This is a genomic window from Variovorax sp. F042, assembly GCF_057814215.1.
Genome location: NZ_JBVASX010000001.1, coordinates 212,438 through 236,981 on the forward strand (window position 1 = coordinate 212,438; position 24,544 = coordinate 236,981).

The 24,544-nt window shown below is 66.9% G+C and carries 21 protein-coding genes; 4 read left to right on the forward strand and 17 right to left on the reverse strand.

From position 1 onward, the window contains the following. Together ACZYSP_RS01050 and ACZYSP_RS01055 are read right to left on the reverse strand one after the other, a co-directional pair. Complete coding sequence (locus ACZYSP_RS01050; protein ID WP_093074631.1) at window positions 1-1,173, reverse strand: efflux RND transporter periplasmic adaptor subunit; 1,173 nt, start codon at window positions 1,171-1,173, stop codon at window positions 1-3. Window positions 1,174-1,213: 40 nt separating this feature from the next. Continuing rightward, the gene (locus ACZYSP_RS01055; protein ID WP_093074628.1) at window positions 1,214-2,716 is read right to left on the reverse strand and encodes an efflux transporter outer membrane subunit; all 1,503 of its coding nucleotides are present in this window, start codon (window positions 2,714-2,716) and stop codon (window positions 1,214-1,216) included. Window positions 2,717-3,085: 369 nt separating this feature from the next. Between ACZYSP_RS01055 and ACZYSP_RS01060 the strand changes: the two genes are divergently transcribed. Then, window positions 3,086-3,646: a fasciclin domain-containing protein gene (locus tag ACZYSP_RS01060; RefSeq protein WP_093054685.1), complete on the forward strand. Its 561-nt coding sequence runs from the start codon at window positions 3,086-3,088 to the stop codon at window positions 3,644-3,646. A gap of 291 nt (window positions 3,647-3,937) precedes the next feature. Here the strand turns inward: ACZYSP_RS01060 and ACZYSP_RS01065 are convergent, their stop codons facing one another. Then, window positions 3,938-4,654, reverse strand: coding sequence for a helix-turn-helix domain-containing protein (locus ACZYSP_RS01065; RefSeq protein WP_093054687.1), 717 nt, complete (start codon window positions 4,652-4,654; stop codon window positions 3,938-3,940). Between the two features lie 70 nt (window positions 4,655-4,724). Between ACZYSP_RS01065 and ACZYSP_RS01070 the strand changes: the two genes are divergently transcribed. Further along, complete coding sequence (locus tag ACZYSP_RS01070; RefSeq protein ID WP_093074625.1) at window positions 4,725-4,958, forward strand: helix-turn-helix domain-containing protein; 234 nt, start codon at window positions 4,725-4,727, stop codon at window positions 4,956-4,958. A 7-nt stretch (window positions 4,959-4,965) separates the two neighbouring features. Continuing rightward, window positions 4,966-5,202 (forward strand): hypothetical protein, encoded by a 237-nt coding sequence (locus tag ACZYSP_RS01075; RefSeq protein WP_143042582.1) that lies wholly within the window; start codon window positions 4,966-4,968, stop codon window positions 5,200-5,202. On the opposite strand, the gene ACZYSP_RS01080 is transcribed toward ACZYSP_RS01075, so the two are convergent. From ACZYSP_RS01080 to ACZYSP_RS01125, 10 genes are all read right to left on the reverse strand, one after another. Further along, the gene (locus tag ACZYSP_RS01080) at window positions 5,153-5,656 is read right to left on the reverse strand and encodes a hypothetical protein (RefSeq protein ID WP_093054693.1); all 504 of its coding nucleotides are present in this window, start codon (window positions 5,654-5,656) and stop codon (window positions 5,153-5,155) included. The genes ACZYSP_RS01075 and ACZYSP_RS01080 overlap by 50 nt on opposite strands. A gap of 31 nt (window positions 5,657-5,687) precedes the next feature. Next, window positions 5,688-7,682: an ABC-F family ATP-binding cassette domain-containing protein gene (locus tag ACZYSP_RS01085; protein ID WP_489012820.1), complete on the reverse strand. Its 1,995-nt coding sequence runs from the start codon at window positions 7,680-7,682 to the stop codon at window positions 5,688-5,690. 169 nt (window positions 7,683-7,851) lie between these two features. Then, a complete protein-coding gene (prmB, locus tag ACZYSP_RS01090) occupies window positions 7,852-8,733 on the reverse strand; it encodes a 50S ribosomal protein L3 N(5)-glutamine methyltransferase (RefSeq protein ID WP_489012821.1) in 882 nt (293 codons plus the stop codon). Next, window positions 8,730-9,908 (reverse strand): succinyl-diaminopimelate desuccinylase, encoded by a 1,179-nt coding sequence (dapE, locus tag ACZYSP_RS01095; RefSeq protein WP_489012822.1) that lies wholly within the window; start codon window positions 9,906-9,908, stop codon window positions 8,730-8,732. Before dapE ends, prmB begins: the two co-directional genes overlap by 4 nt. 16 nt (window positions 9,909-9,924) lie before the next feature. After that, window positions 9,925-11,073 (reverse strand): PilT/PilU family type 4a pilus ATPase, encoded by a 1,149-nt coding sequence (locus tag ACZYSP_RS01100; protein ID WP_093054701.1) that lies wholly within the window; start codon window positions 11,071-11,073, stop codon window positions 9,925-9,927. A gap of 66 nt (window positions 11,074-11,139) precedes the next feature. Further along, complete coding sequence (gene dapD / locus ACZYSP_RS01105) at window positions 11,140-11,964, reverse strand: 2,3,4,5-tetrahydropyridine-2,6-dicarboxylate N-succinyltransferase (RefSeq protein WP_093054703.1); 825 nt, start codon at window positions 11,962-11,964, stop codon at window positions 11,140-11,142. A 40-nt stretch (window positions 11,965-12,004) separates the two neighbouring features. Beyond that, window positions 12,005-13,216, reverse strand: a complete 1,212-nt coding sequence (gene dapC, locus ACZYSP_RS01110) for a succinyldiaminopimelate transaminase (RefSeq protein ID WP_093054705.1) — start codon at window positions 13,214-13,216, stop codon at window positions 12,005-12,007. Between the two features lie 74 nt (window positions 13,217-13,290). Then, window positions 13,291-13,929 carry a LysE family translocator gene (locus ACZYSP_RS01115; protein ID WP_093173888.1) on the reverse strand — a complete coding sequence of 213 codons (639 nt, stop codon included), beginning with the start codon at window positions 13,927-13,929 and terminating at the stop codon, window positions 13,291-13,293. A gap of 35 nt (window positions 13,930-13,964) precedes the next feature. After that, window positions 13,965-15,311 (reverse strand): amino-acid N-acetyltransferase, encoded by a 1,347-nt coding sequence (gene argA, locus ACZYSP_RS01120; RefSeq protein WP_307614096.1) that lies wholly within the window; start codon window positions 15,309-15,311, stop codon window positions 13,965-13,967. A 40-nt stretch (window positions 15,312-15,351) separates the two neighbouring features. Further along, window positions 15,352-17,334 (reverse strand): AAA family ATPase, encoded by a 1,983-nt coding sequence (locus ACZYSP_RS01125; RefSeq protein ID WP_489012823.1) that lies wholly within the window; start codon window positions 17,332-17,334, stop codon window positions 15,352-15,354. 475 nt (window positions 17,335-17,809) lie between these two features. Here ACZYSP_RS01125 and hrpA point away from each other — a divergent pair, with 475 nt between their 5' ends. Further along, window positions 17,810-21,595, forward strand: coding sequence for an ATP-dependent RNA helicase HrpA (gene hrpA / locus ACZYSP_RS01130; protein WP_489012824.1), 3,786 nt, complete (start codon window positions 17,810-17,812; stop codon window positions 21,593-21,595). Window positions 21,596-21,662: 67 nt separating this feature from the next. Here hrpA and ACZYSP_RS01135 read toward each other — a convergent pair whose 3' ends face one another. The 4 genes from ACZYSP_RS01135 to ACZYSP_RS01150 all read right to left on the reverse strand — a co-directional run bounded on the left by ACZYSP_RS01135 (window position 21,663) and on the right by ACZYSP_RS01150 (window position 24,508). Next, the gene (locus tag ACZYSP_RS01135; RefSeq protein WP_093054714.1) at window positions 21,663-21,821 is read right to left on the reverse strand and encodes a DUF3309 family protein; all 159 of its coding nucleotides are present in this window, start codon (window positions 21,819-21,821) and stop codon (window positions 21,663-21,665) included. 98 nt (window positions 21,822-21,919) lie between these two features. Next, window positions 21,920-22,375: a DUF3592 domain-containing protein gene (locus ACZYSP_RS01140; RefSeq protein ID WP_426392974.1), complete on the reverse strand. Its 456-nt coding sequence runs from the start codon at window positions 22,373-22,375 to the stop codon at window positions 21,920-21,922. A gap of 22 nt (window positions 22,376-22,397) precedes the next feature. Next, window positions 22,398-23,570 (reverse strand): pyridoxal phosphate-dependent aminotransferase, encoded by a 1,173-nt coding sequence (locus ACZYSP_RS01145; protein WP_489012825.1) that lies wholly within the window; start codon window positions 23,568-23,570, stop codon window positions 22,398-22,400. Continuing rightward, window positions 23,567-24,508, reverse strand: a complete 942-nt coding sequence (locus ACZYSP_RS01150; RefSeq protein WP_007832298.1) for a CysB family HTH-type transcriptional regulator — start codon at window positions 24,506-24,508, stop codon at window positions 23,567-23,569. Before ACZYSP_RS01150 ends, ACZYSP_RS01145 begins: the two co-directional genes overlap by 4 nt. Window positions 24,509-24,544 lie beyond the last annotated feature (36 nt).

The window sequence follows — 24,544 nt, forward strand, 5'->3', positions numbered from 1 at the left end:
TCACTTTTCCTGCGGCGTCGGCGCCGCGTCGTTGGTGGGCTGCACGCTGTTGTCCACCGTCACGGGCGAGCCGTTCTTCAGCTTGTTCTGTCCGCTGCTCACCACCACCTGGCCGGCTTTCAGCCCCTTGACGATGGAGATCTGGTCGCCGCGCGTCGGGCCGGTCTCGATGAAGACCTGCTCGGCGATGAGCTGCGGCTTGCCCGACGGGTTGGCCGCGGGGGCCGGCGTACCTGCAGCACCGGCAGAACCAGCCTTTGGCGGCTCGGCTTCCTTCACCACGTACACCGTGGAGCCGTACGGGTTGTAGGTGACGGCGGTGGACGGCAGCGTCAGCTGCTCCTGCACGCCGCCAATGTCGATCTTCACGTTCGCGAACATGCCGGGCAGCAGCAGCAGCTTGGGGTTCGACACCGTGGCCTCGACCTGCACGTTGCGCGTGGCGGAATCCACCTTCGGGCTGATCGCGTTGATCTTGCCGGTGAAGCTCTGGCCCGGGAAGGTGTCGACAGTCAGGTTCACCACCTGGCCCACCGCGAGGCCCGCGAGCTGCTGCTGCGGCAGCGAGAAGTCGGCGTAGATCGGGTCCAGCGTCTGCAGCGTCACGAGCTTGTCGCCCGCGTTCACGTACTGGCCCGGGTTCAGCGCGGTGATGCCGAGGCGACCCGAGAAGGGCGCGCGGATCGACTTCTTCGCCACCACGGCCGCCTGTTGCTCGACCTGTGCGCGCTTGGCCTTCAGGTCGTTGGTGTCGGCGTCGATCTGCGCCTGGCTCACGGCCTGCACAGCCAGCTGCGCCTGGTCGCGCTTGAGCACGGTGGCGGCCTGCGCGGCGGCGGCTTCGGCCGAATGCAGCAGGGCGATGTCGGAGTCGGCATTGAGCTCGACCAGCAGCGCGCCGGCCTTCACGTCCTGGCCCGACTTGAAGTGCACCGTGCGCACCAGGCCCGCCACTTCGGTGCTGAGGTCGGCGCCGCGCACCGGGTTCAGCGTGCCGACCGCGGTGAACTGCGTCTGCCACTGCAGCTTCTGCACCTGGGCCGTCGACACCGTCTGCGGCGCCGGCTTGGGCACGGCCGCGATCAGCGCGCGGATCTGCAGGAACTTGCCGAGCGCGAGCGCGGCGACCAGCAGCAGCACGCAGCCGATCATGATGATCATTCTCCGGGTCATAGGTAGGCTTTTCTTCGTGTTATTTGATGGAGGTGTTCGGTCAGTTCTGTGCGGCGGGCTGTGCCGCAGGTTGCTGCCCCGGTGCGATCACCGCATCGGCCAGCGCGCCACGGTTCCACCAGCCGCCTCCGAGCGCCTGGAAGAGGGCGGCGGTGTCGGCATAGCGCGCGGCCTGCGCCTGCACCAGCGCGGTGTGCGTCTGCAGCCAGGCCTGCTGCGCGGTCAGCAGCGTGACGTAGCTCACCGCGCCGGCACGGAACTGCGCGGTCGACAGGTCGAGCGACTGCCTTGCAAGGGATTCGGCCGTGGCCTGGGTCTGCAGGGCATTGGCGTCGAGTTCCAGTGCGCGCAAGGCATCGGCCACGTTCTGGAAGGCGCCGAGCACTGTATTGCGGTACTGCGCCGCCGCCGAGTCGTAGGCCGCGACCGCCGCGCGCTGCTGCGCGCGCAGGGCCCCTCCGTTGAAGATCGGCTGCGTGAGCCCGGCGCCGATGCTCCACAGGGTGGTCGGGCCGGTGAACAGGTCGCGCGCCCGCAAGGCGCTGTTGCCGTAGCTGGCGCTCAGCTGGATCTGCGGATAGAGGTTGGCTGTGGCCACGCCGACTGCCGCGCTGGCCTGGTGCAGTTGAGCCTCGCTGGCACGCACGTCGGGGCGCTGGCGCGCGAGTTCGGAGGGCAGAGACAGCGGCAGCGCCTGCGGCAGCGAGAGGCTAGCCAGGTCGAACTCGGGCAGGCCCGCTTCGGACGGCAGCCGGCCCGCGAATACCGCGAGCTGGTGGCGCGTCTGCGCGAGCGATTTCTCGATGGGCGGCACTGTGGCTTCGGTCTGTGCGACCTGCGTGCGCTGCTGCAGCACGATCGACTTCGCGATCGCGCCGGTGTCGAACTGCTTTTCGATCACGTTCAGCTGCTCGCGCTGCGCCTGCAGCACCTCGCGCACAGCCTGCAGCTGCGCGCGCAGCGAGGCTTCGCGGATGGCGGTGGTGACAAGGTTCGAGGTCAGCGTGAGGTAGACCGCCTCGACCTGATAGCGCTGCGCTTCCACCGCGGCCCGTTCGCCTTCGATCTGCCGGCGCGAGCCGCCGAACACGTCGAGGTTGTAGCTGACGTTGACCGAGGCGTTGTACAGCGTGAGCAACTGGCCGCCCGGCACCTGCGTGCTGACTTCGGATGCGCGCTCGCGCTGCACGCCGAGCTGTCCCGTGACCTGCGGCCACAGCAGGTTGCCCGACTTGGCGTCGTACGTCGCTTCGGCCTGGCGCAATGCGGCCTGCGCAGAAGCCAGCGTGGGGCTTTGCGCGAGCGAGGCGCGGATCAGCTGGTCGAGCGGCTCCGAGTGAAACACGTCCCACCACTGCGCGGGAATGTCACGGCCCGGCAGCAGTTCCTGGGCCTGGCCGGCCGGCACGTTGGCCTGTGCGGTGCGCGCGGGCATAGGCGCGGGCGTGTAGTCGGCGCCGCTGGCGGCGGCCGGCAGGTCGGGCGTCTTGAAGTCGGGGCCGACCGCACAGGCGCTCAACAGCAGCAGGACGGCACCGAGCAAGGCACCCTGGGCAGGCCGCCCCATCCGCCGGCGCGCGGAAGCCGCGCGCGGAGAACTGGGGGGACCCTCCAACGCATTGTTTTCTTGATTTGGCATGGGGCAGCGGTTGTACACCCGGACCGTCCGGGATACCTGACTTTCCTGAAATGTCGTCGTCTGCGCTCCACGCCGCAAGAGCGATGCGACGAAATTTGCACTGCGTGGTGCGAAATGCATGGGCACGGCGCGAACCGCGGCTACCGGAATGCAGTCCTTTGCTTTCCTTTTTCTTTTCGCCGTTGCCGAATCTGTTCCGCGCGGGCTCCCGTATTGAAGACAGCCGCTGCCATTTCGCGGTGGTCGGTCATTCATTCAACCAGGAGCATCTTCATGCAGCGCAAACTTCATCGCCTCGCCGCCGTCTCTCTCGCCATCGCACTGTCTGCCGGCGCGGTCTCGGCCCTCGCGGCTTCGGTCATGGTGGGCGGCGCGCCGATGTTGCCGACCAAGGACATCATCGACAACGCAGTCAACTCCAAGGACCACACGACGTTGGTTGCCGCAGTCAAGGCTGCTGGCCTGGTCGACACGCTCAAGGGCCCCGGTCCGTTCACCGTGTTCGCGCCCACCAACGCCGCCTTCGCCGCACTGCCGGCCGGCACCGTCGATACCCTGCTCAAGCCCGAAAGCAAAGACGCCCTGACCGGCGTGCTGACCTACCACGTGGTGGCCGGCAAGCTGGACGCAGCCGCGCTGAAGAAAGAGATCAAGGCCGGCAAGGGCTCGGCCGAACTCAAGACCGTGGCCGGCGGCACGCTCGTAGCCAAGGAAAAGAGCGGCAAGATCACCCTCACCGACGAGAAAGGCGGCACCGCCACGGTGACGATTCCCAACGTCTACCAGTCGAACGGCGTGATCCACGTGGTCAACAAAGTGCTGCTCCCCAAATAAGCAAGGCGCCCCCGCCCCCTTCCAGAAACACCGAGGAACCGGCTCCGCCGGGCCTCAGGTGTTGCCCCCGGTAGGGGGAAGGAGAAGCGACACGAAGTGCGCGCAGCCTGGGGGCGAGCAAAAAAAAGCCCGCACTAGGCGGGCTTGAAGGTGACCTGCTGGAGGAGGGAGGATCAGAGGATGCAGGCCACAGGGAGAGACATGAATATCGCCTGTGAACCTGCACGCAACCTGACCTCGCTGGAATCTTGTTCCAGGCTCATTCCTCGCTAATTTTTGGACCGTCTGCGCTCAGTCTTCGTCTTCCCATTTGCCGACGACGGTGCCCAGCACGGTGAAGGCCTCGCGCACTGGCTCGTGCTTCGGATTCAGCGGCAGCAGCCAGCGTCGGCCGTCGTCTTCCTTGTAGACCTTGAACGTGACTTCGCCGCTGTCCTCGAGCTTCGCGATGATGCGTTCGCCGTCCTCGGGCTTCCTCAGCGACGTATCGACGAACACGATCGACTCTGCGGGATAGCTCTTCAGGTGGCCGCTGGACGCCGTCATGCTGTCGCCGCGCACGCGCAGGGCGTAGCTCTGGAGGCTGTGGTGGGCGATGCAGGGAATCCAGCGCTCGGCACGCGGCTGTTGCGAGACTTCGTGGCTGTCCCAGTTGGCGGCATCCGCCCAGGAAATAAGGGGCACGGTGCCGGGCGTGCGGGGCGAGAACGACGGAATCAACGGCGCTATGTGCGTCACCCGGTACGGGCCCGGCGGCTCGTTGGCCTTGTCGCGGGCCTGGCGGATCTGGTCTTCGTCCCAGGGGGCGGGGCCGTCGCCGGTGTCGAGCCAGTGCGGGTCGGCGCGGTAGGCGCGTGCCAGCGCGAGCACGCTCATCGACCGGCTGACGTCCCCCCGCTCGATCTTGGAAATGCTGGACTGTTTGACGCCGGAAGCCGCTTCGGCCTGCTTCTGCGTCATCTTGGCGAATTTGCGCGCAGCCAATGCGCGTGTGGCAATGCTCTCCATCGGTTGGGGATTTAAGCCCAAACGAATATTCTTCCCAAACTCTAGAATATTAAAAAAAGGGAGTAATGCCATGAAGCCACGCGAGTTGGTGCTGGCGCTGAGGGCCATGGGGCTCACGCAGAAGCAGATCGAACAGAGAACCGGAATTCCGCAGCCAACGGTCAGCAAGATCGGCCTGGGGAGGGTGGGCGACGTCATGTCGCGCCACTACCTCGCGCTGCTGGCGGCCTACGAGCAGCGGATGAAAGAAGAAGCGCTCAAGCCCTCGCCGCAGGGCTTTCGCCAGCCATCGATCAATGAATGAATAGGCCGTGCGCCGCAGACGATTGCCGTCGGGCCTGTGGCTCGACCGCGCGCTGTGCGTGCTGCTGGCGCTGCTGTCCCTGGCGGGGCTGGTTGTCGGGCTGATCGCGGCGCACCCGGCCATCGCTGGCGGCGGCTGCTTCGGGCTGGTCTGCGCGGCGTGGGCGGCGCAGGTGCTGTTCGACCGCGAGGCGCTCAGGCGCTCGCGTGCGGTTCGGGCGGCGCGAGAGCGAGGGTGGAGCTGACGCGCACGCAGTCCTTGATGTGCTGCTCGCCGAGCGCCCGCAGCGCCGCATAGCCGAGCGCGGCCGACACGATCTGCCCCGCAATGGGCACGTACTTGGTCGCCTGCTTGGCGGTGAGGCGCACGCCCGCGTGCTTTGCCAGCCGGATCAGCAGGTCGCGCGTGACGAGCCGCCCGACCAGCAGGGCGCCGACCGTGGTCGCGGCCTTCTGGATGCGCTCGCGCTGGTGCGGCGCGAGCTTTTCGACCTGGGTGACCGAAAGGCCGAATTCCGCGCTGATCTGCGGTACCAGCCGCGAGAGCAGCGCGGCGTCGGCCATCCAGTCGATGCCGGGCAGGGGAACGGCGCTGGCTGCGGCCGCCATCAGCGCCTTGCGGGTGATGAGGCGGCGGCTGCGGTGCACGGCGGCGATGAGTTTTTCGTCACCCCGGGCCAGTTCGATTGCAGACGGCATCCAGCGACTCCCTTGTTGTCGGCTTCCAGGCTCAGGCCGCGAGCGCTTCCAGCTGGTCCGACAGGGCCAGCCAGCGCTCTTCGAGGCGGCCGATTTCATCGTTGAGCGCCTTCAGCCGCTTGCCGGCTTCGGCGATCTCGACCGAAGGCAGCGGTTGCGCCAGGCGCGCCTCGAGCGCGGTGCGCTCGGTGCCGGCCGCGGCCAGGCGTTCGTCGATCTGGGCGATCTCGCGCTTGATCGGCTTGGCCTGGTCGCTGCGCTGCTGGCGCTCTTGCGCGTCTTGCTTGCGCTGCTGCGGGGCGGCGGGCGCGGCCACCGGCGGCGCAGCAGCGGCCGCAGCCGCCGCGCTGACGGCCTCGCGCACGGCCACCTTGGCCTCTTCGCGCAGGCGCTTGGCTTCGTCGAGCAGGTAGCGCTGGTAGTCGTCCAGGTCGCCGTCGAAGTCACCGACCACGCCGCGGCCCACCAGCCAGAACTCGTCGCACACCGAGCGCAGCAGCGCACGGTCGTGGCTCACCAGCATCAGCGTGCCCTCGAACTCGTTGAGCGCCACGGCCAGGGCTTCGCGGGTGGCGAGGTCCAGGTGGTTGGTGGGCTCGTCGAGCAGCAGCAGGTTGGGGCGCTGCCACACCATCATTGCCAGCACGAGGCGGGCTTTTTCGCCGCCGCTCATGGTGCCCACGGCTTGCTTGACCATGTCGCCGCTGAAGTTGAAGCTGCCGAGGAAGCCGCGCAGCGCCTGCTCGCCAGTGGCTTCCTTCACGCTGCTGCCGAGTTCGCGCGCCATGCGCACCATGTGTTCGAGCGGGGTGTCTTGCGGGCGCAGCACGTCGAGTTCCTGTTGCGCGAAGTAGCCGATGTTCAGGCCCTTGCCCTCGGTCACCTGGCCGGCCAGCGCGCCCATTTCGCGCGCGATGGTCTTCACCAGCGTCGACTTGCCCTGGCCGTTGGCGCCCAGGATGCCGATGCGCTGGCCCGCCAGCACCGAGCGGCTGACGCCGCGCAGGATGGTTTTAGGCTCTTCGTTCTCGATCTCGTAGCCGAAACTCGCGTTGCTGATCGACAGCATCGGGTTGGGAATGTTGCCCGGCTCCTTGAACTCGAAGGTGAAATCGGCCTCGGCCAGCAGCGGTGCCACGCGCTCCATGCGCTCCAGCGCCTTGACCCGGCTTTGCGCCTGCTTGGCCTTGCTGGCCTTGGCCTTGAAGCGGTCGATGAACTTCTGCAGGTGGGCGATCTTGTCCTGCTGCTTGCTGAAGGCGACCTGCTGCTGCTCCATCTGCAGCGCGCGCATGTCCTCGAACTTGCTGTAGTTGCCGCCGTAGCGCGTGAGCTGGGCGTTGGCGATGTGCAGGGTGACGTCGGTCACGGCGTCGAGAAACTCGCGGTCGTGGCTGATGACGATCATGGTGCCCGGGTACTTCTGCAGCCAGGCTTCGAGCCAGACGAGCGCGTCCAGGTCCAGGTGGTTGGTGGGTTCGTCGAGCAGCAGCAGGTCGCTCGGGCACATCAGCGCGCGGGCCAGCTGCAGGCGCATGCGCCAGCCGCCGGAGAAGCTGTTGACGGGCTCGTCGAGCTCGTGCGACTTGAAGCCCAGCCCCAGGATGAGCGCCTGTGCGCGCGGCACGGCGTCGTGCTCGCCGGCGTCGGCCAGGTCGGTGTAAGCGTGGGCCAGCTCCATGCCGATGTCGGCGTCGTCGGGGTTCTCGGTGTAGGCGGCCTCGATGGCGGCCAGCGACTCGCGCAGCTCGGTCAGGCGGGTGTCGCCGCCCACCACGAAGTCGGTTGCCGACTCTTCGGTTTCGGGCATGTTCTGCGCCACCTGGGCCATGCGCCAGTGCTTGGGCACCGAGAAATCGCCGCCGTCTTCGTGCAGCGTGCCGTTGAGCAGGGCGAACAGGGTCGACTTGCCGGCGCCGTTGCGCCCCACCAGGCCGACCTTTTCGCCGGGGTTGAGGGTGACGGTGGCGCCGTCGAGCAGAACCTTGGCGCTGCGGCGAAGAATGACGTTTTTGAGAGTGATCATGAAAGAGGAACCGTAGGGGCGATTATCCCGCCCGTCCTTTGCGGCCCGGCGAAAGGGGGCAAAAGCGCAGGGGAAAGGCGCGGCAGGCGCGGGGAATGGCCCGGTGAATGGGGTTTCGCGGCCAATGGCTGCGAGAAAGCGGCTGAAGGCGGGCTTGCGGCGGGCGCCGCTAACGCACGCCGGCGCCGGCCACCAGGGCGTCACGCGTGACAAGCAAGACCTGGTCCTCGCCCGCCGAGGTTTCGAGCCAGACGACTTCGAGCTGCGGGAAGGCGGTTTCGAAATAGTCGCGCTCGTTGCCGATTTCCAGCACCAGCACGGACTGTTCGCTCATGCGCGAGGGCGCGTCGGCGAACAGCTGGCGCACGAAATCCATTCCGTCGGCGCCGCCGGCCAGCGCAAGCTCAGGCTCGGCGCGGTATTCAGCGGGCAGGGCGGCCATGCTGGCGCTGTTCACGTAGGGCGGGTTGCACAGCACGAGGTCGTACGGGCCGGGCAGGTTCTTCAGCCCGTCCGATTCGATCAGCGTGACGCGGGCGTCCAGCTGGTGGCGGGTGACGTTGATTGCGGCCACTTCAAGTGCCTCGACCGACAGGTCGGCTGCGTCCACCGTCACGTCCGGGTAAGTCAGCGCCGCGAGCACCGCGAGGCTGCCGTTGCCGGTGCACAGGTCGAGCACGCGCTGCGTGTGTTCGCCCAGCCAGTAGTCGATGCTGCCATCGGCGATCAGCTCGGCGATGAAGCTGCGCGGCACGATGGCGCGCTCGTCCACATAGAAGGGCACGCCCTGCAGCCACGCTTCCTTGGTGAGGTAGGCGGCAGGCTTGCGCGTGGTGATGCGCTCGTCGATGAGTTTGGCGACCTTGCCGGCGTCCGCGGGCGACACGGGCCTGTCGGCCACGCTGTCGATGTCGTCCAGCGGCAGCTTCAGGCGCCACAGCACGAGCCATGCGGCTTCGTCGAAGGCGTTGGCGGTGCCATGGCCGAAGGCCACACCGGCCTCTTCAAGTCGCTTGGCGCCCGACTCGATCAGTTCGATGACGGTGCTCATGCAGCAAGCGCAGCGTCGAGACGCTTCAGCGTACGCACGTAGATGTTCTTCAGCGTCTCGATCTCGGCCACGTCGATGTGCTCGTCGATCTTGTGGATGCTGGCGTTCACCGGGCCCAGCTCGACCACCTGCTTGCAGATCTTGGCGATGAAGCGAGCGTCGCTGGTGCCGCCGCTGGTCGACAGCGCGGTCTCGATGCCGGTCTCGTCGCGGATGGCGCCCTGCACGGCCGTGACCAGTTCGCCCGGCGTGGTCAGGAAGGGCAGGCCGCCGATGGTCCAGGCCAGCGTGTAGTCGACCTTGTGCGCGTCGAGCACGGCGTGCACGCGCTGCTGCAGCGACTCGGGCGTGGATTCGGTCGAGAAGCGGAAGTTGAAGTCGATCACCGCGCTGCCCGGAATCACATTGCTCGCGCCCGTGCCCGAGTGGAAATTGCTGATCTGCCAGCTGGTCGGCTGGAAATAGGGGTTGCTTGCGGCGTCCCAGCCGCCGGCGGCGTTGATGGCCACCAGTTCGGCCAGCGCGGGCGCCACCGAATGGACCGGGTTCTTCGCCAGGTGCGGATAGGCGATGTGCCCTTGTACGCCCTTGACCGTGAGCTTGCCGCTCATGGTGCCGCGACGGCCGTTCTTGATCATGTCGCCGCAGCGCTCCACGGCAGTGGGTTCGCCGACGATGCAGTAGTCGATGACCTCGCCTCGGGCGGCCAGCGCGTTGCAGACGATGACGGTGCCGTCGACGCCGGGGCCTTCTTCATCGCTGGTGAGCAGCAGCGCCAGCGTGAGCTTCGGCTCGGGCGCGGCCTGCAGGAATTCCTCGATCGAGGTCACGAAGGCCGCCACCGAGGTCTTCATGTCGCAGGCGCCACGGCCGTAGAGCTTGCCGTCGCGGTGCGTGGGCGTGAAGGGGTGGCTGGTCCATTGCTCGACGGGGCCGGTGGGCACAACGTCGGTGTGGCCGGCGAACACGAGCGTCTTGGTCGCGACCGCGTTCGCGGGGCGGCGCACCGCCCACAGGTTGGTCACGCGGAAGTCGGCCGGGCCGCTTTCGATGGTTTCCAGCGTGAAGCCCAGTTGCGCCAGCCGCTCGCCGAGGATCTGTTGGCAGCCCGCATCGTCGGGGGTGACGGAGGGGCGCGAGATGAGTTGTTCGGCGAGCTGGAGCGTACGGGACATCGGGAAAAGGCTTGGTTCAGAACTTCACGTCGAGCGTGATGTCGGTGAAGGTGGGTTCGTCGACCTGGTCGGTCAGATTGCGGTCGTCGACCTGTGGCTTGGGCGCGGCGCGGTTCTGCAGGCGCCACATCAGGTTGGTGGGCGAGTCGGCTTGCGACAGGCCTTCTTCGCGTGTGACGCGCTCTTCGGTGATGAGGCGGGCGATGTCTTCCTCGAAGGTCTGCGAGCCTTCGGCCATCGACTTTTCCATCGCTTCTTTCACGGCGGAGAAGTCGCCCTTTTCGATCAGCTCGGCCACCAGCGCGGTGTTGAGCATGACTTCGAGCGCCGGCACGCGGCCGCCGGCCGGCGTGCGCAGCAGGCGCTGCGACACGATGGCGCGCAGCGCGCCGCCCAGGTCGCCCAGCAGCGTGGGCCGCACCTCGACCGGGAAGAAGCTCAGGATGCGGTTCAGCGCGCGGTAGCTGTTATTGGCGTGCAGCGTGGCCACGCACAGGTGGCCCGACTGCGCGTACGCGATGGCGGCGGTCATGGTGTCGCGGTCGCGGATTTCGCCGATCTGGATCACGTCGGGCGCCTGGCGCAGCGCGTTCTTCAGCGCCGTCTGCAGCGAGGTGGTGTCGCTGCCCACGTCGCGCTGGTTCACCACCGACTTCTTGTTGGTGTAGGTGAACTCGATCGGCTCCTCGACCGTGAGGATGTGGCCGCTGGCGTGCTCGTTGCGGTAGTCGAGCATCGAGGCCAGCGTGGTGGTCTTGCCCGCGCCGGTGGCGCCGACCATCAGGATCAGCCCGCGCTTTTCCATGATCAGCGTCTTCAGGATGTCGGGCAGGTTCAGATCGGCAAAGCTCGGGATGTCTGCGGCAATGTGCCGCACCACCACCGCGTAGGTGCCGCGCTGGCGCATGGCGCTCACGCGGTAGTTGCCGGCGCCTTCGAGGGCGACGGCCATGTTGAGTTCGCCCGTGCTTTCCAGCTCCTGGATGCGGGCGGCGGGCACCACTTCGGACAGCAGCGCGAGCGGTGCGGTCGCAGGCAGCACCTGCGCGTTGATGGGCACGCAGATGCCGTTGATTCGGATCAGCACCGGGGAGTGGGCCGAGAGGTAGATGTCGGAGGCCTTGCGCTCGGCCATCAAACGAAGAATTCGCTCCATCATGTTCATCGGTCTCTCTCCTCGGGTGCTGTTGTTTTCTCTAAGGGGAAAAGGGTTCGGCCTTGAAGGAGCCGATCAGTCGCGCAGCAGGTCGTTCAGCGAAGTGGTGGAACGCGTCTTGGCGTCGACCTTCTTCACGATGATGGCTGCGTACATGCTGTAGCGGCCGTTGTCCTTGGGCAGGCTGCCTGCCACGACGACCGAGCCGGCGGGCACGCGGCCGAAATGGGTTTCGCCGGTGGCGCGGTCGTAAATGGGGGTGCTCTGGCCGATGAACACGCCCATCGACAGCACCGAGTTTTCTTCGACCACCACGCCTTCGACCACTTCCGAGCGCGCGCCGATGAAGCAGTTGTCTTCGATGATGGTGGGGCCGGCCTGCAGCGGCTCGAGCACGCCGCCGATGCCGACGCCGCCCGACAGGTGCACGTTGGCGCCAATTTGTGCGCACGAACCCACGGTGGCCCAGGTGTCGACCATGGTGCCTTCGCCCACGTAGGCGCCGATGTTCACGTACGAGGGCATCAGGATCGCGCCCTTGGCGATGAAGCTGCCGCGGCGGGCCACGGCCGGCGGCACGATGCGCACGCCCGATTCCTTCAGCTCACCGGCCGACAGGTGCGAGAACTTGGTGGGCACCTTGTCGTAGAAACCGAGCGAGCCGGCCTGCATCTGCTCGTTGTCCTTCAGGCGGAACGACAGCAGCACGGCCTTCTTGATCCACTGGTGCACGGTCCACTGGCCGACGGCTTCGCGGGTTGCCACGCGCAGCTTGCCGTTGTTGAGCTCGGTGATGACGTGCTCGACGGCGTCGCGCACTTCGGCCGACGAGGCGGTGGGCGAGATGTTGGCGCGGTCGTCCCACGCGGCGTCGATGATTTGTTGCAGTTGCTGGGTCATTGAGAAGGTCTCGGGTGAAAAATCGGGGCAGGAAAGCGGGTCAGCGGCGGGCGTCCTTGCAGAAGCGGACGATGCGCTCGGCGGCCTCCACGCATTCGGCTGTTTCGGCCACCAGTGCCATGCGGATGCGGCCGCGGCCCGGGTTGGCGCTGTGCGCGGTCTCGCGCGCGAGATAGCTCCCCGGCAGAACCGTCACATTGTATTGAGCGTAGAGCGCGCGGGCGAAGGCTTCGTCGTCGCCAGCCCACACTTCGGGCACGCCGGCCCAGAGGTAGAAACTGGCGTCGGGCAGCCGCACGTCGAGCACGGGTTCGAGCAGCGGCGTGACGGCCGCGAACTTGGCGCGGTACTGGGCGCGGTTGTCGACCACATGCGACTCGTCGCCCCAGGCCGCGATGCTGGCCGCGGCCACGGTGCCGCTCATGGCGCTGCCGTGGTAGGTGCGATAGAGCAGAAACTTCTTGATGATGGCCGCGTCGCCCGCCACGAAGCCGCTGCGCAGGCCGGGCACGTTGCTGCGCTTGGACAGCGAGGTCAGCGCGATCAGGTTGCGGAAGTCGGGCCGGCCGAGCTTCACCGAGGCTTCGAGGCCGCTGAGCGGGGGCTCGTCGCGGAAGTAGATCTCGCTGTAGCACTCGTCGGCGGCGATCACGAAGCCGTGGCGGTCCGAGAGGGCGAAGAGCTTCTTCCACTCGTCCAGCGACATCACCGCGCCCGTCGGGTTGCCCGGCGAGCAGACGAACACCAGCTGCGTGCGGGCCCAGACGTCCTCGGGCACGCTGTCCCAGTCGACTGCGAAATTGCGCGCGGGCACGCTGGCTGCGTAGTACGGCTCGGCGCCCGAGAGCAGGGCCGCGCCCTCGTAGATTTGATAGAACGGATTGGGCGACATCACCACCGGCTGCGGCGAAACGGTGGGGTCGACCACGGTCTGCGCCAGCGAGAACAGGGCTTCGCGCGAACCATTGACGGGCAGTACCTGGGTGGCTGGGTCGAGGGCGAGGCTGTAGCGGGTTTTCAGCCAGTCGGTGAAGGCGGTGCGCAGCGCCAGGTCGCCGGCGGTGGCGGGGTAGGCGGCCAGCGCGCCGAGGCTGGCGCTCAGGGCGTCCTTGATGAAGCCCGGCGTGGCGTGCTTGGGTTCGCCGATGCCCAGGCTGATGGCCGGGAACTCGGGGTTGGGCGTGACGCCCGCGAACAGTTGCTTCAGCCGTTCGAAGGGATAGGGTTGCAACCGGGAAAGCAGGGGATTCATGCCCGGGATTATCGGTGACAGGTGTTACCGCTCCTGCCGAAGCGGCTACTGGCAGCCATGACGGCTGGCAGGCGTCAGGCCGCGCTGCGCCGGTAGAAGGCCAGCGAGCCGGCCAGCGCCAGCAGCATGCCGCCGCAGGCGCGATCGATCCAGCGCGTGGCCGACACCGTCAGCAGCCGGATCGCGCGGGCGCCGACGAAGGCATAGGCCAGCATCACAGCCATGTCCAGGCCCGCGAAGATCAGGGCAATGACGATGTATTGCGGCGCCTGCGCGGCCGAGGGATCGATGAATTGCGGCAGCAGGGCCGAGCAGAAGATGTAGCCCTTGGGGTTTGTCACCGCCACCAGGAAAGACTTGAAGAAAATGCGCCGGCTTTCGCCCGCCGTGACCGAAGGCGCGGCATCGGCGGCCGGCAGGTGAAAACCGCCCTTGGAGCGCAGCATGCGCAGCCCGAGCCAGGCCAGGTACACCGCACCGACCCACTTCAGCATCGAGAACCAGAACTCCGACGCCGCCAGCAGCGCGCCCAGGCCGAGCGCCACGGCGCCGACCAGCACGAAATCAGACAGCACCGCGCCGAGCATGCCCGGCAGCGCCCGGCGCACGCCGTGGCGCGAACCGTTGCTGAGCGCCAGCAGCACCGTGGGGCCGGGCGTGGCGATGGCCGCGAAGGCCACGATGGCGAAGAGAAGGGCGGTGGCGAGCGTCATCGGGGCAGTCTCCTTCGTGGGTTTTCAGCGGGCGGTCAGATCTTCTTGACCAGCACCTGGCTCTTGCGATCCCAGTTGTACTTGCGCTTGCGCGCTTCGGGCAGCCAGTCGGGGTTGACCTGCTGGAAGCCGCGCTTGAGGAACCAGTGCATGGTGCGCGTGGTGAGCACGAAGATGCTGTCCAGGCCCATGGCCTTGGCGCGGTGCTCGATGCGCTTGAGGATGCGCTCGCCGTCGCCCTGCGACTGCGATTGGGGCGACACCGTAAGCGCGGCCATCTCGGCGGTGCGCGCCTCGGGGTACGGATAGAGCGCCGCGCAGCCGAAGATCACGCCGTCGTGCTCGATCACCGTGTAGTGGCCCACGTCGCGCTCGATCTCGTTGCGGTCGCGCTTGACCAGCGTGCCATCGCGCTCGAAGGGCTCGATCAGTTGCAGGATGCCTCCGATGTCGTCCACCGTGGCTTCGCGCAGGCTTTCGAGCTTCTCGTCGATCACCATGGTGCCGACGCCGTCGTGCACGTACACCTCCAGCAGCAGCGAGCCGTCGAGCGCAAAGGGCAGGATGTGGTTGCGCTCCACGCCGCCCTTGCAGGCCTTCACACAGTGCTGCAGATAGAAGGCCGTGTCGGTCGGCTTCTGGGCCGGCGGCAGCGAGGCCAGCAGCTTTTCGGCGGCGTCCAGCGGCAGCTCGGTGTCGATCGGGTTGTCTTCGCTCTCGGGCAGCTCGCTGTCGATGCGGATGCCCGGGATCTCGGTCAGGAAGATCAGCTTGTCGGCCTGGATGGAGATGGCGACGCTGGTGGCCACCTCTTCCATCGTCAGGTTGAAGGCCTCGCCGGTGGGCGAGAAGCCGAAGGGCGACATCAGCACCATCGCGCCGAAGTCCAGCGTGCGGCGGATGCCGGCCGCGTCTACCTTGCGCACCAGGCCCGAATGCTTGAAGTCCACCCCGTCGACCACGCCGACAGGGCGCGCAGTGATGAAGTTGCCCGAGATCACCCGCACCGTCGAGCCCGCCATCGGCGTGTTGGGCAGGCCCTGGCTGAAGGCAGCCTCGATTTCGTAGCGCAGTTGGCCGGCGGCTTCCTGCGCGGAGTCGAGCGCCACTTCGTCGGTGATGCGGATGCCGTGCGAATAGCGCGCCTCGTGGCCCTTGGCCGCGAGCTGTTCGTTGACCTGCGGCCGGAAGCCGTGCACCAGCACGATCTTCACGCCCATGCTCTGGATCAGTGCCAGGTCTTGCGCAATGTTCTGCAGCTTGCCCGCCGCAATCGCCTCGCCCGCCAGGCCGACCACGAAAGTCTTACCGCGGTGCGTGTGGATGTAGGGCGCGACCGAGCGGAACCAGGGCACGAAGGTGAAATTGAAGACGGTGGACATGGGGCGTGATTGTGCATTCATGAGGCGTCATTTGCCTGACTCAGGCGATCGCGCGCAGCACGCGGGCTGCGCTGGCGGGAATGGCCGCTCCTGCGCCCGTGGGTGGCGTCGGCGGTGGCAGGCCGGCGTTGCGGGCGCGGAAGGTCGCCAGCAGCGCCGCGTAGGCATCCGTGGCCGCGCCGGCCGCCGGGTCCGGCAGCTCGAGCATCGCGGCCAGTTCGGCCGGCGCGATGGAGCCCTCGCGCAGCAGTGCGTCGACCACCGCCATCAGCGCAGGCGTATGCGCGTCGAGCAGCGCCAGTGCGCGTGCGTGCTCCTGCGCCAGCAGGGCCTCGATCTCGGGGTTGGTCACCTCGATGTCGGTGTTGACGTTGTCGCCCGGGTCGTTCGCGACGTCGGTGCGGCTCAGGCGCGTGCCGAAGGCGAAGTGGCGCACGTACTGCGCGGCATAGGCGGTCGCCTGCATGAAGTCTTGCGTGGCGCCGGAGGTGCAGGCCTGCTCGCCGAACACCAGCTGTTCGGCGGCGCGGCCCGCGAGGCTCACGCAGATGCGGTCGCGCAGGTTCTCCTTCGACCAGGCCTTGCGCTGCTCGTAGCTGTTGTAGCCGCCCTCGAACGAGGCCACATTGATCTTGATCTCCTGCGGCGCGCGGGCGAACAGCAGGCCGTAGGCCACGCCGTGGCCTGCCTCGTGCACGGCGAGCAGGGCGCGGAAGTCTTCGCTCGAACGCTGCTTGAGGCGGTTCAGCTCCAGCGCAACCGGAAACTGCCGGCGCGCCTTGCGGTACTTGGCCGTGATGCACGACGCGCCCGCGTCCAGCGTGAGCCACACCGGCTCGCTGCCGTCGGCGCGTTGCTCCAGCGCCCACAGCGCGGCATTGACCAGCGTCGCGCTCAGGATCGCGTGGATCGACGAGAACAGCGGGCGCGTGCCCTGTGCCGGGAACACGGCGTTGGCGTAGATCTGCTCGTACACGCTCGCGTCGAGCACGAAGCGCACGCCGGAGCTTTCCTGGATCTCGCCCACATAGCGGTCGCAGATCGACAGGATCAGGCGCACGTAGGTCGCGCGGTTGAACGAGGGGTAGATCACGTGGTTGTTGCCCAGTCGGGCGATCTGCTCGGGGCGGAAGCGCTCGGCCAGCGCCTTCTTCACGTCGATGACGGAGAGCTTCTTCGTCAGCGCGTGGAAGATGTCGGCGTCGGTGTCGCAGTCTTCGACGCGCTGGGCCGTCTCGGCGTACATCTCGTCGAGGTTGCCCGAGACGAACACCAGCAGCTTGCTGTAGTCGGTCTCCCAGCTCTGCTGCGTGTCGCGGAAGGCGCGCAGGCGCGCGTGCACCTCGGCGGGCTTCCACGCCATGATCTGCAGCAGGGTCTCGGAGAGCTTCAGGCAGCGCTGGACTTCGCGCGCCTCCCAGGGCGACAGGTGCAGCTTGCGCTTCTTGTCGAACTTCTTCTTGTCGGCGCCGTCGCGGTCCTGCACGAACTCGGCATGCGCGAGCGACGACTCGATCTCGCCGAGCATCGAGAGCGCGGGCGGCAGGCGGCCGTCGGACAGCAGTGCCCACACGTCCTGGTAGCGCTCGACCTTGGCATCGTTGCCGTTGCCGTCGACCGTGCGGAAGCGCTGGAACTCGTCGAGCACCAGGATGCCGGGCGTGCCTTCGGCGATGCCCGATTCGGCCAGCATGGCCGAGATGGAGCCGCGGCTGTGGTAGCCCGAGCCGTGGCTGAAGCCGTCCATCTGCACTTCGATGAAGCGGTCGTAAAAGCCCAGGTGCTGCGCGAGCTTGCGCACCAGCTGCGTCTTGCCGGTGCCGGTGAGGCCCCAGAGGCAGACGATGACGGGGCGGCTGATGATCTGCGGCAGCACATACCAGGCACGCAGCGAATCGATCACGCGGTCGATGATGTCGTCGATGCCGAAGAGCTCGGTCTTCAGGGCTTCGGCAACGGTCTGCAGGTGGCGCGTGCGCTCTGCGAGCTCGGCGTGCAGGCGGGAATGGATGTCTTTGGACATGGTGTTTTTCTTTTTTTGATTCTTTTGAATCGAGCAGGTACGACAAAGGCGGCCGCTCCTTCGAAATGAAGGAGTCGGCAGGCAAGACGCTGTGGGTGTCGGTTGCGGCGCTTCAGTGTCCGAAGCGCGCCGACATGAGCGAGGGCGCGGGCTTCAGGCCGGGCGAGGCAACTTGACCCTCCCATGCGCGGCGGGCGCATGGCTTGCGCAGCGACGGCGCAAGGTGGTGGGGGCAAGGCGATAGGACATGGGACGTGATCGTAGTAGCGGTTTGCAATTGAGTAAAGACTATTTACGGATCGTGTTGCAGCGAAGCAGCGCGCTGTGGATGCCGTGCAACAGCCGCGGTGCGCACCGATAATCAATGGTTTGCCCGCCGCGCCAGCCCGACGACTGCCTTCCCTTGACGACCACGACACCTCTCCGCATCGAATTTCCCGAATCGCTCCCTGTCTCGGGCAGGCGCGACGAAATCATGGCCGCCATATCGGCGCACCAGGTCGTGATCGTTTGCGGCGAGACGGGCTCGGGCAAGACCACGCAGCTGCCGAAGATCGCGCTCGCGCTGGGCCGCGGCAAGCTCAACGCCGAGCCGGGCAAGGGCCGGCTCATCGGCCATACGCAGCCGCGCCGCATCGCCGCGAGTTCGGTGGCCAAGCGCATTGCCGAAGAGCTGAAGACGCCGCTGGGCGACGTGGTCGGCTTCAAGGTGCGCTTTCAAGACCGCTTGAGCCGGGACGCCTCGGTCAAGCTGATGACCGACGGCATCCTGCTGGCCGAGACGCAGACCGATCCGCTGCTGAAGGCCTACGACACGCTCATCATCGACGAGGCACACGAGCGTTCGCTGAACATCGACTTCCTGCTGGGCTACCTCCGCGAGATCCTGCCGCGCCGGCCCGACCTGAAGGTGATCGTCACTTCGGCCACCATCGATGCCGACCGCTTCGCGCAGCATTTCGCCTCGGCCAAGGGACCGGCGCCGACCATCATGGTGTCGGGCCGCACCTTCCCGGTGGAGCAGCGCTACCGGCCCTTCGAAGAATCGCGCGAGCATGATCTGAACGACGCCATTGCCGATGGCGTCGACGAACTTTGGCGCGATCCGCACAACGCAGGCGACATCCTCGTCTTCCTGCCCGGCGAACGCGAAATCCGCGAGGCGGCCGACCACCTGCGCCGCCACCTGAGCCACCAGCCGCTGCTGCGCAATGCCGAGGTGCTGCCGCTGTTCGCGCGGCTCTCGGGGCCCGAGCAGGACCGCATCTTCGACGGCCACACGGGCCGGCGCATCGTGCTGGCCACCAACGTGGCCGAAACCTCGCTCACGGTGCCGGGCATCCGCTACGTGATCGATACCGGCACGGCGCGCGTCAAGCGCTACAGCTTCCGCAGCAAGGTCGAGCAGCTGCTGGTCGAGCCGATCAGCCAGGCGGCGGCCAACCAGCGCGCGGGTCGGTGCGGGCGCGTGGCGAACGGCATCTGCATCCGGCTCTACGACGAGAAAGATTTCGAAGGCCGCCCGCGCTTCACCGATCCGGAAATCCTGCGTTCGTCGCTGGCCGGCGTGATCCTGCGGATGAAGTCGCTGCGCCTGGGCGACGTGGCGCGCTTTCCGTTCCTGGAGGCACCGTCGCCGCGCGCGATTGCCGACGGCTACCAGTTGCTCAACGAACTGGGCGCGGTCGACGATGCCAACGAGCTGACGCACACCGGCGCCGAGCTGTCGAGGCTGCCGCTGGACCCGCGCGTGGGCCGCATGATCCTGGAAGCCCGCTCGCGCGGCGCGCTCGAAGAAGTGCTCATCATCGCGTCGGCCCTCAGCGTGCAGGACGTGCGCGACCGCCCGATGGAAGCCCAGCAGCAGGCCGACCAGGCGCATTCGAAGTTCGACGACGAGAAGAGCGAGTTCAGCGGCTACCTTCGCCTGTGGAAATGGATCGCCGACGCGCGCGGCGGCCATGGCGACACCCATAAGCTCAGCAACCGGCAGTACGAACAGCTTTTGCGGCAGAACTTCATCAACATCCGTCGCGTGCGCGAATGGCGAGATATCCATTCGCAGCTGCTCACGGTGGTCACCGAGCACAAGTGGCGCCTGAATGCGGAGCCTGCCGGCTACGAGCCGCTGCACCTGTCGATGCTCGCAGGCCTGCTGGGCAACGTCGGCTGGAAGCTCGAAGACGACGAGGCCTACCTCGGCGCGCGGGGCATCAAGTTCTACAAGCACCCCGGCGCGCACCTGAAGAAGAAGCCGGGCCGATGGATCGTCGCGGCCGAACTGGTCGAGACCACGCGGCTCTTCGGGCGCGGCATCGCCAACATCGAGCCGCAGTGGCTCGAACAGGTGGCGGAGCATCTGCTGAAGAAGCAGTTGCTCGATCCGCACTGGGAGAAAAAGGGCGCGCAGGTGTCGGCGCTGGAGCGTGCAACGCTGTACGGCCTTGTTGTCTACAGCGGGCGGCGTGTCGATTTCACCAAGGTCGATCCGGTCGCGGCGCGCGAGATCTTCATCCGCGAAGCGCTGGTCGCCGGGCAGTGGGAGAGCAAGTTTCCGTTCCTGCAGGCCAACCGCAAGCTGGTGCGCGAGGTCGAGGGGCTGGAACACAAGTCGCGCCGGCAGGACGTACTGGTCGACGACGAACTGATCTTCGCCTTCTACGACGCCCAGCTGCCCGCCGACGTGGCCAGCGGCATCACCTTCGAGAACTGGTATCGCCATGCCTCCAAGGAACAGCCGCGCCTGCTGTTCCTGACGCGCGACGAGCTGATGCGCCACCAGGCGGCCGGCATCACGACGCAATCGTTCCCGCCGACGCTGCGGCTCGGCGGCGTGGATTGCGCCGCGACATACCTGCACGAGCCCGGCGACGCGAAGGACGGCCTCACGGCCAGCGTGCCGCTGTTCGTGCTCAACCAGGTGAGCGAGGAGCGCTGCGAGTGGCTGGTGACGGGCATGCTCAAGGACAAGATCCAGGCACTGCTCAAGAGCCTGCCGCAGCGTCCGCGCTCGCGGCTGGTCCCGCTGCCCGAGTCGGCCTCGAAGCTGGCGGAAGAATTGTCCGTGCCTGAGCTGTTCGGCACAGGCTCGCTGACCGACGTGCTGCTCAAGCGCGTGCGCGACATGACCAGCATCGACGTCAAGCGCGCGGACTTCAAGCTCGACATGCTGCCGCCGCACCTGTTCATGAACCTGCGCGTGATCGACGAGCACGGCCGGCAATTGGGCATGGGGCGCAACCTCGGTGCGCTGAAGGCCGAGCTTGGTGCGCAGGCGCGTGGTGCCTTCCAGGCGCTGGCGGGGCTCAACGTCAAGGCGTCGCCGGAGAAGAATGCGGCTGCTGTGTCCGAAAGCAAGTCCGGGGCGCCCGCGAAGGACGCGAGCCAGCCCGCACCCGCCGCATTGCCTGCCGGCCAGCGCTACACGGGCTGGACCTTCGGCGAGCTGCCCGAGCTGATGGAAGTGCGCCGCGGCTCGCAATCGCTGATCGGCTTTCCGGCGCTGCGCGACGAAGGCGACGCGGTGACCATCGAGGTGTTCGACGAGCCCGCCGTGGCAGCCGCCAAGCACCGCGCCGGCCTGCGCCGCCTGTTCGCGCTGCAACTGAAAGACGCGCTCAAGTACCTCGAGAAGAACATTCCCGACCTGCAGAAGATGTCGGTGGCCTACATGCCGCTAGGCACCTCCGAAGAGCTGCGCACGCAGATCATCGATGTCGCGATCGACCGCGCCTTCCTGCAGGAGCCGCTGCCAACCGACGAGTTCGCGTTCAAGCGCCGGCTGGAGGAGGGGCGTGGCCGCCTCACGCTGATTGCCAACGAGGTGGCCCGGCTCGCGTCGACCATCCTCGTCGAATACGCGGCGGCCGCGCGCAAGATCAAGGACACGAAGATCCAGCCCGACGCCGTGCAGGACGCCGCGCAGCAACTGCAGCGCCTCGTCGGCAAGCGCTTCATCGCCGATGCGCCGTGGACGCAGCTGCAGCACTTCGCGCGCTACCTCAAGGCGATCGTGCTGCGGCTCGACAAGCTGCGCGCCGACCCGGCGCGCGACGCCGCCAAGCTCGCGGAGCTGAAGCCGCAGGACCAGCGCTACTGGCGCCTTGTGGCCGAACGCAAGGGCGTGGTGGACGACCGCATGCTCGAGTTCCGCTGGCTGCTCGAAGAACTGCGCGTGAGCTTCTTCGCACAGGAGCTGCGCACGCCGCAGCCGGTGAGCGTGAAGCGGCTCGACAAGGCCTGGGCGCAGTTGCAGGCCTGATCCGCTGGCCGCAGTGGACGAAAAAAAGCCCGCTTGCGCGGGCTTTTTCTTTACGGCGTGCCCGGGCCTATATGCGTCCCATGAGAACCAGGATCACGACGATCAGCACGACCAGGCCGACACCGCCGCTGGGACCATAGCCCCAGGCCCGGCTGTATCCCCAACTCGGCAGCGCGCCGATCAATATCAGGATCAGGACGATCAGCAGAATGAACGAGAGCGACATGTTTTCTCCAGGGCGGTTGTTGTGACGAGCTTTCATGCTCCCCCTGACATGTCGCGCGGATCGCCGGAGAGCCGCCCCTTCGGTGGTCGGTGAACGTCCTACCCTGGCCGTCGGCGCGTTGCCGGCGCCAGCGCAGGCAGGAACAGCATCGCCACCGCGACGAGCAGGAAAACGAGGCCAATGCCGCCGGTGATGACGGCGCCGCCCCACAGCGAGAAAAAGCCGTTCAGCATGGCGTCCTGCGGGTTGCGTGGATCGAAGAAGACGTCGACTTTCTCGCCGACGTCGTAGGCTGGCGGGTTGCTGCTGCTCGACGGCGTGAACTCGATGATCTCGCCGCCCGGCGCCTTGAAGCGCACCAGCGGCTTCCAGGTGCCCGAACTGTTGCTCTTCGAGCTTTCCACGTGGAGCAGCCGCAGGACTTCGCCCTGCGTGCGGCTGGCCGACGCGATGAAGGCCGACGTATGCTGGTACAGCAGCAGGGCAATGCCGCACAGCAGCGCGCCGACCACGCTGAAAACGAGCCTGATGATGGTGGTGGGCTGTTTCGTCATCGACGTGCGGCTGCCGCAGGCGTCAGAGCCGCGCGAGGCGCTCCAGCGCGGCGAGCAGCGTCTCGTCCTTCTTGGCGAAGCAGAAGCGCACCACGCGCTGGTCGAAGCTGTCGCCATAGAAAGCCGACAGCGGGATCGCCGCCACGCCGATCTCGCGCGTGAGCCACAGGCAGAACTCGGCTTCGGACAGATCGCTGACTGCCGAGATGTCGACGCACTGGAAGTAGCTGCCTTCGCTGCGCAGCAGCTTGAAGCGGGTTTTTTCGGCCAGGCCCGCCGCGAACAAGTCGCGCTTGCGCTGATAGAAGGCCGGCAGTTCGAGGTACGGCGCCGGCTCGCCCATGTACTGCGCAAGCGCATGCTGCATCGGTGTGTTCACGGTGAACACGTTGAACTGGTGCACCTTGCGGAACTCGGCCATCAACGGGGCCGGCGCGGCCACGTAGCCGACCTTCCAGCCGGTGACGTGGTACGTCTTGCCGAAGCTGCTGACGATGAAGCTGCGCGCGGCCAGGCCCGGAAAGCGCGCCACGCTTTCGTGGCGGGCGCTGTCGAACACCATGTGCTCGTAGACCTCGTCGCTGATCACGAACACGTCGGTGGGGGCGAGCAGTTCTTCGAGTTGCCGCATCTCGGCTTCTGTCCAGACCGTGGCGCTCGGGTTGTGCGGCGTGTTGATGATGATGGCGCGCGTGCGCGGCGTGAGCGCTGCGGCGATCTTGTCGAAGTCGGGGCGGAAGGTGCCCGGCGTGAGCGGTACGCGCACCACGCTGCCGCCAGCCAGCTCGATGTTGGGCACGTAGCTGTCGTAGCAGGGTTCCAGCACGATCACTTCGTCGCCTGGGCGCACGATGGCGAGGATGGCAGTGATGATGGCCTGCGTGGCGCCGGCGGTAACGGTGATTTCCGCGGCCGCGCTGTAGCTGTAGCCGTACATCGCCGAGATCTTGGCGGCGATGGCGTCGCGCAGCGCCGGGATGCCGGGCATCGGCGGGTACTGGTTGTGGCCCGCGGCCATGGCGGCCGTGACGTCTTCGAGCAGCTTCGGATCGCAGTGGAAATCCGGAAAGCCCTGGCCCAGGTTGACCGCGTTCTTCTCGGCGGCCAGCGCCGACATCACGGTGAAGATGGTGGTGCCGACGGCCGGCAGCTTGGTGACGATGTCGGGCGTGCGTGGGGATTGAACTGTGCTCATAGCTCGTAGTCTTGTTGGTGGCCGCTCAGGGCCTTGGCGATCAGGTTGCGGTCGAGGCGGTCGGACAGCAGCTCGGCGAACTTGAAGACGAAGTTGCGCAGATAGGCGCTACGCTTGAACGCGACACGCGCAATATTCTGGCCGAACACATGCCCCATCGGGCGCACCACGAGGTCGGCGTTCGACTCGTCGCGCACGGCCATTTCGGCCACGATGCCCACGCCCAGCCCGAGGCGCACGTAGGTCTTGATCACGTCGGAGTCGATGGCTTCGAGCGCGATGCGCGGCGTGAGCTTTTTCTGTGCGAACGCATGGTCGATGCGCGTGCGGCCGGTGAACGAGGGGTGGTAGGTGATGATCGGCTCGCTCGCCAGGTCTTCGAGCGAAATGCGCTCCTTGGCGGCCAGCGGATGGTCCTTGGGCAGCACCAGAACGTGCTGCCATTCGTAGCAGGGCAGGGTCACCAGCTCGGCGTAGCCGTCGAGTGATTCGGTGGCGATGCCGATCTCGGCGATCTCGTCGATCACCATGCGAGCCACCTGGTCGGGCGAGCCCTGGTGCAGGCTCACGTTGACCTTGGGATAGGCCTCGCGCAGGTTGGCCACAGGCACGGGCAGCACGTAGCGCGCCTGCGTATGGGTTGTGGCGATGGAGAGGGTGCCGCTGTCCTGCGCGCTGAACTGTTCGCCGATGCGCTTGAGATTGCCCACCTCGCGCATGATGAGTTCGATGCTGGCGATGACGTGCTGGCCCGGCTCGGTAACGCGTTTGAGCCGCTTGCCGTGGCGCGCGAAGATTTCAACGCCCAGTTCTTCCTCGAGCTCGATGATGGCCTTGGAGACACCGGGTTGCGAGGTGTGGAGCGCCTTGGCCGCCTCGGTGAGGTTCAGGTTGCGCCGCACGGCCTCCTGAACAAACTTGAACTGATGCAGATTCATATCAAATTCCGTCTTATTGCGGAATTCATTATGCCT

What these genes read in the sequence shown, in the direction of transcription:
- ACZYSP_RS01050 (WP_093074631.1), bottom strand. Translation starts at nt 1,173, where the DNA reads ATGACCCGGAGAATGATCATCATGATCGGCTGCGTGCTGCTGCTGGTC.
- ACZYSP_RS01060 (WP_093054685.1), top strand. Translation starts at nt 3,086, where the DNA reads ATGCAGCGCAAACTTCATCGCCTCGCCGCCGTCTCTCTCGCCATCGCA.
- ACZYSP_RS01065 (WP_093054687.1), bottom strand. Translation starts at nt 4,654, where the DNA reads ATGGAGAGCATTGCCACACGCGCATTGGCTGCGCGCAAATTCGCCAAG.
- ACZYSP_RS01070 (WP_093074625.1), top strand. Translation starts at nt 4,725, where the DNA reads ATGAAGCCACGCGAGTTGGTGCTGGCGCTGAGGGCCATGGGGCTCACG.
- ACZYSP_RS01080 (WP_093054693.1), bottom strand. Translation starts at nt 5,656, where the DNA reads ATGCCGTCTGCAATCGAACTGGCCCGGGGTGACGAAAAACTCATCGCC.
- ACZYSP_RS01085 (WP_489012820.1), bottom strand. Translation starts at nt 7,682, where the DNA reads ATGATCACTCTCAAAAACGTCATTCTTCGCCGCAGCGCCAAGGTTCTG.
- prmB (WP_489012821.1), bottom strand. Translation starts at nt 8,733, where the DNA reads ATGAGCACCGTCATCGAACTGATCGAGTCGGGCGCCAAGCGACTTGAA.
- dapE (WP_489012822.1), bottom strand. Translation starts at nt 9,908, where the DNA reads ATGTCCCGTACGCTCCAGCTCGCCGAACAACTCATCTCGCGCCCCTCC.
- ACZYSP_RS01100 (WP_093054701.1), bottom strand. Translation starts at nt 11,073, where the DNA reads ATGAACATGATGGAGCGAATTCTTCGTTTGATGGCCGAGCGCAAGGCC.
- dapD (WP_093054703.1), bottom strand. Translation starts at nt 11,964, where the DNA reads ATGACCCAGCAACTGCAACAAATCATCGACGCCGCGTGGGACGACCGC.
- dapC (WP_093054705.1), bottom strand. Translation starts at nt 13,216, where the DNA reads ATGAATCCCCTGCTTTCCCGGTTGCAACCCTATCCCTTCGAACGGCTG.
- ACZYSP_RS01115 (WP_093173888.1), bottom strand. Translation starts at nt 13,929, where the DNA reads ATGACGCTCGCCACCGCCCTTCTCTTCGCCATCGTGGCCTTCGCGGCC.
- argA (WP_307614096.1), bottom strand. Translation starts at nt 15,311, where the DNA reads ATGTCCACCGTCTTCAATTTCACCTTCGTGCCCTGGTTCCGCTCGGTC.
- ACZYSP_RS01125 (WP_489012823.1), bottom strand. Translation starts at nt 17,334, where the DNA reads ATGTCCAAAGACATCCATTCCCGCCTGCACGCCGAGCTCGCAGAGCGC.
- hrpA (WP_489012824.1), top strand. Translation starts at nt 17,810, where the DNA reads ATGGCCGCCATATCGGCGCACCAGGTCGTGATCGTTTGCGGCGAGACG.
- ACZYSP_RS01135 (WP_093054714.1), bottom strand. Translation starts at nt 21,821, where the DNA reads ATGTCGCTCTCGTTCATTCTGCTGATCGTCCTGATCCTGATATTGATC.
- ACZYSP_RS01140 (WP_426392974.1), bottom strand. Translation starts at nt 22,375, where the DNA reads ATGACGAAACAGCCCACCACCATCATCAGGCTCGTTTTCAGCGTGGTC.
- ACZYSP_RS01145 (WP_489012825.1), bottom strand. Translation starts at nt 23,570, where the DNA reads ATGAGCACAGTTCAATCCCCACGCACGCCCGACATCGTCACCAAGCTG.
- ACZYSP_RS01150 (WP_007832298.1), bottom strand. Translation starts at nt 24,508, where the DNA reads ATGAATCTGCATCAGTTCAAGTTTGTTCAGGAGGCCGTGCGGCGCAAC.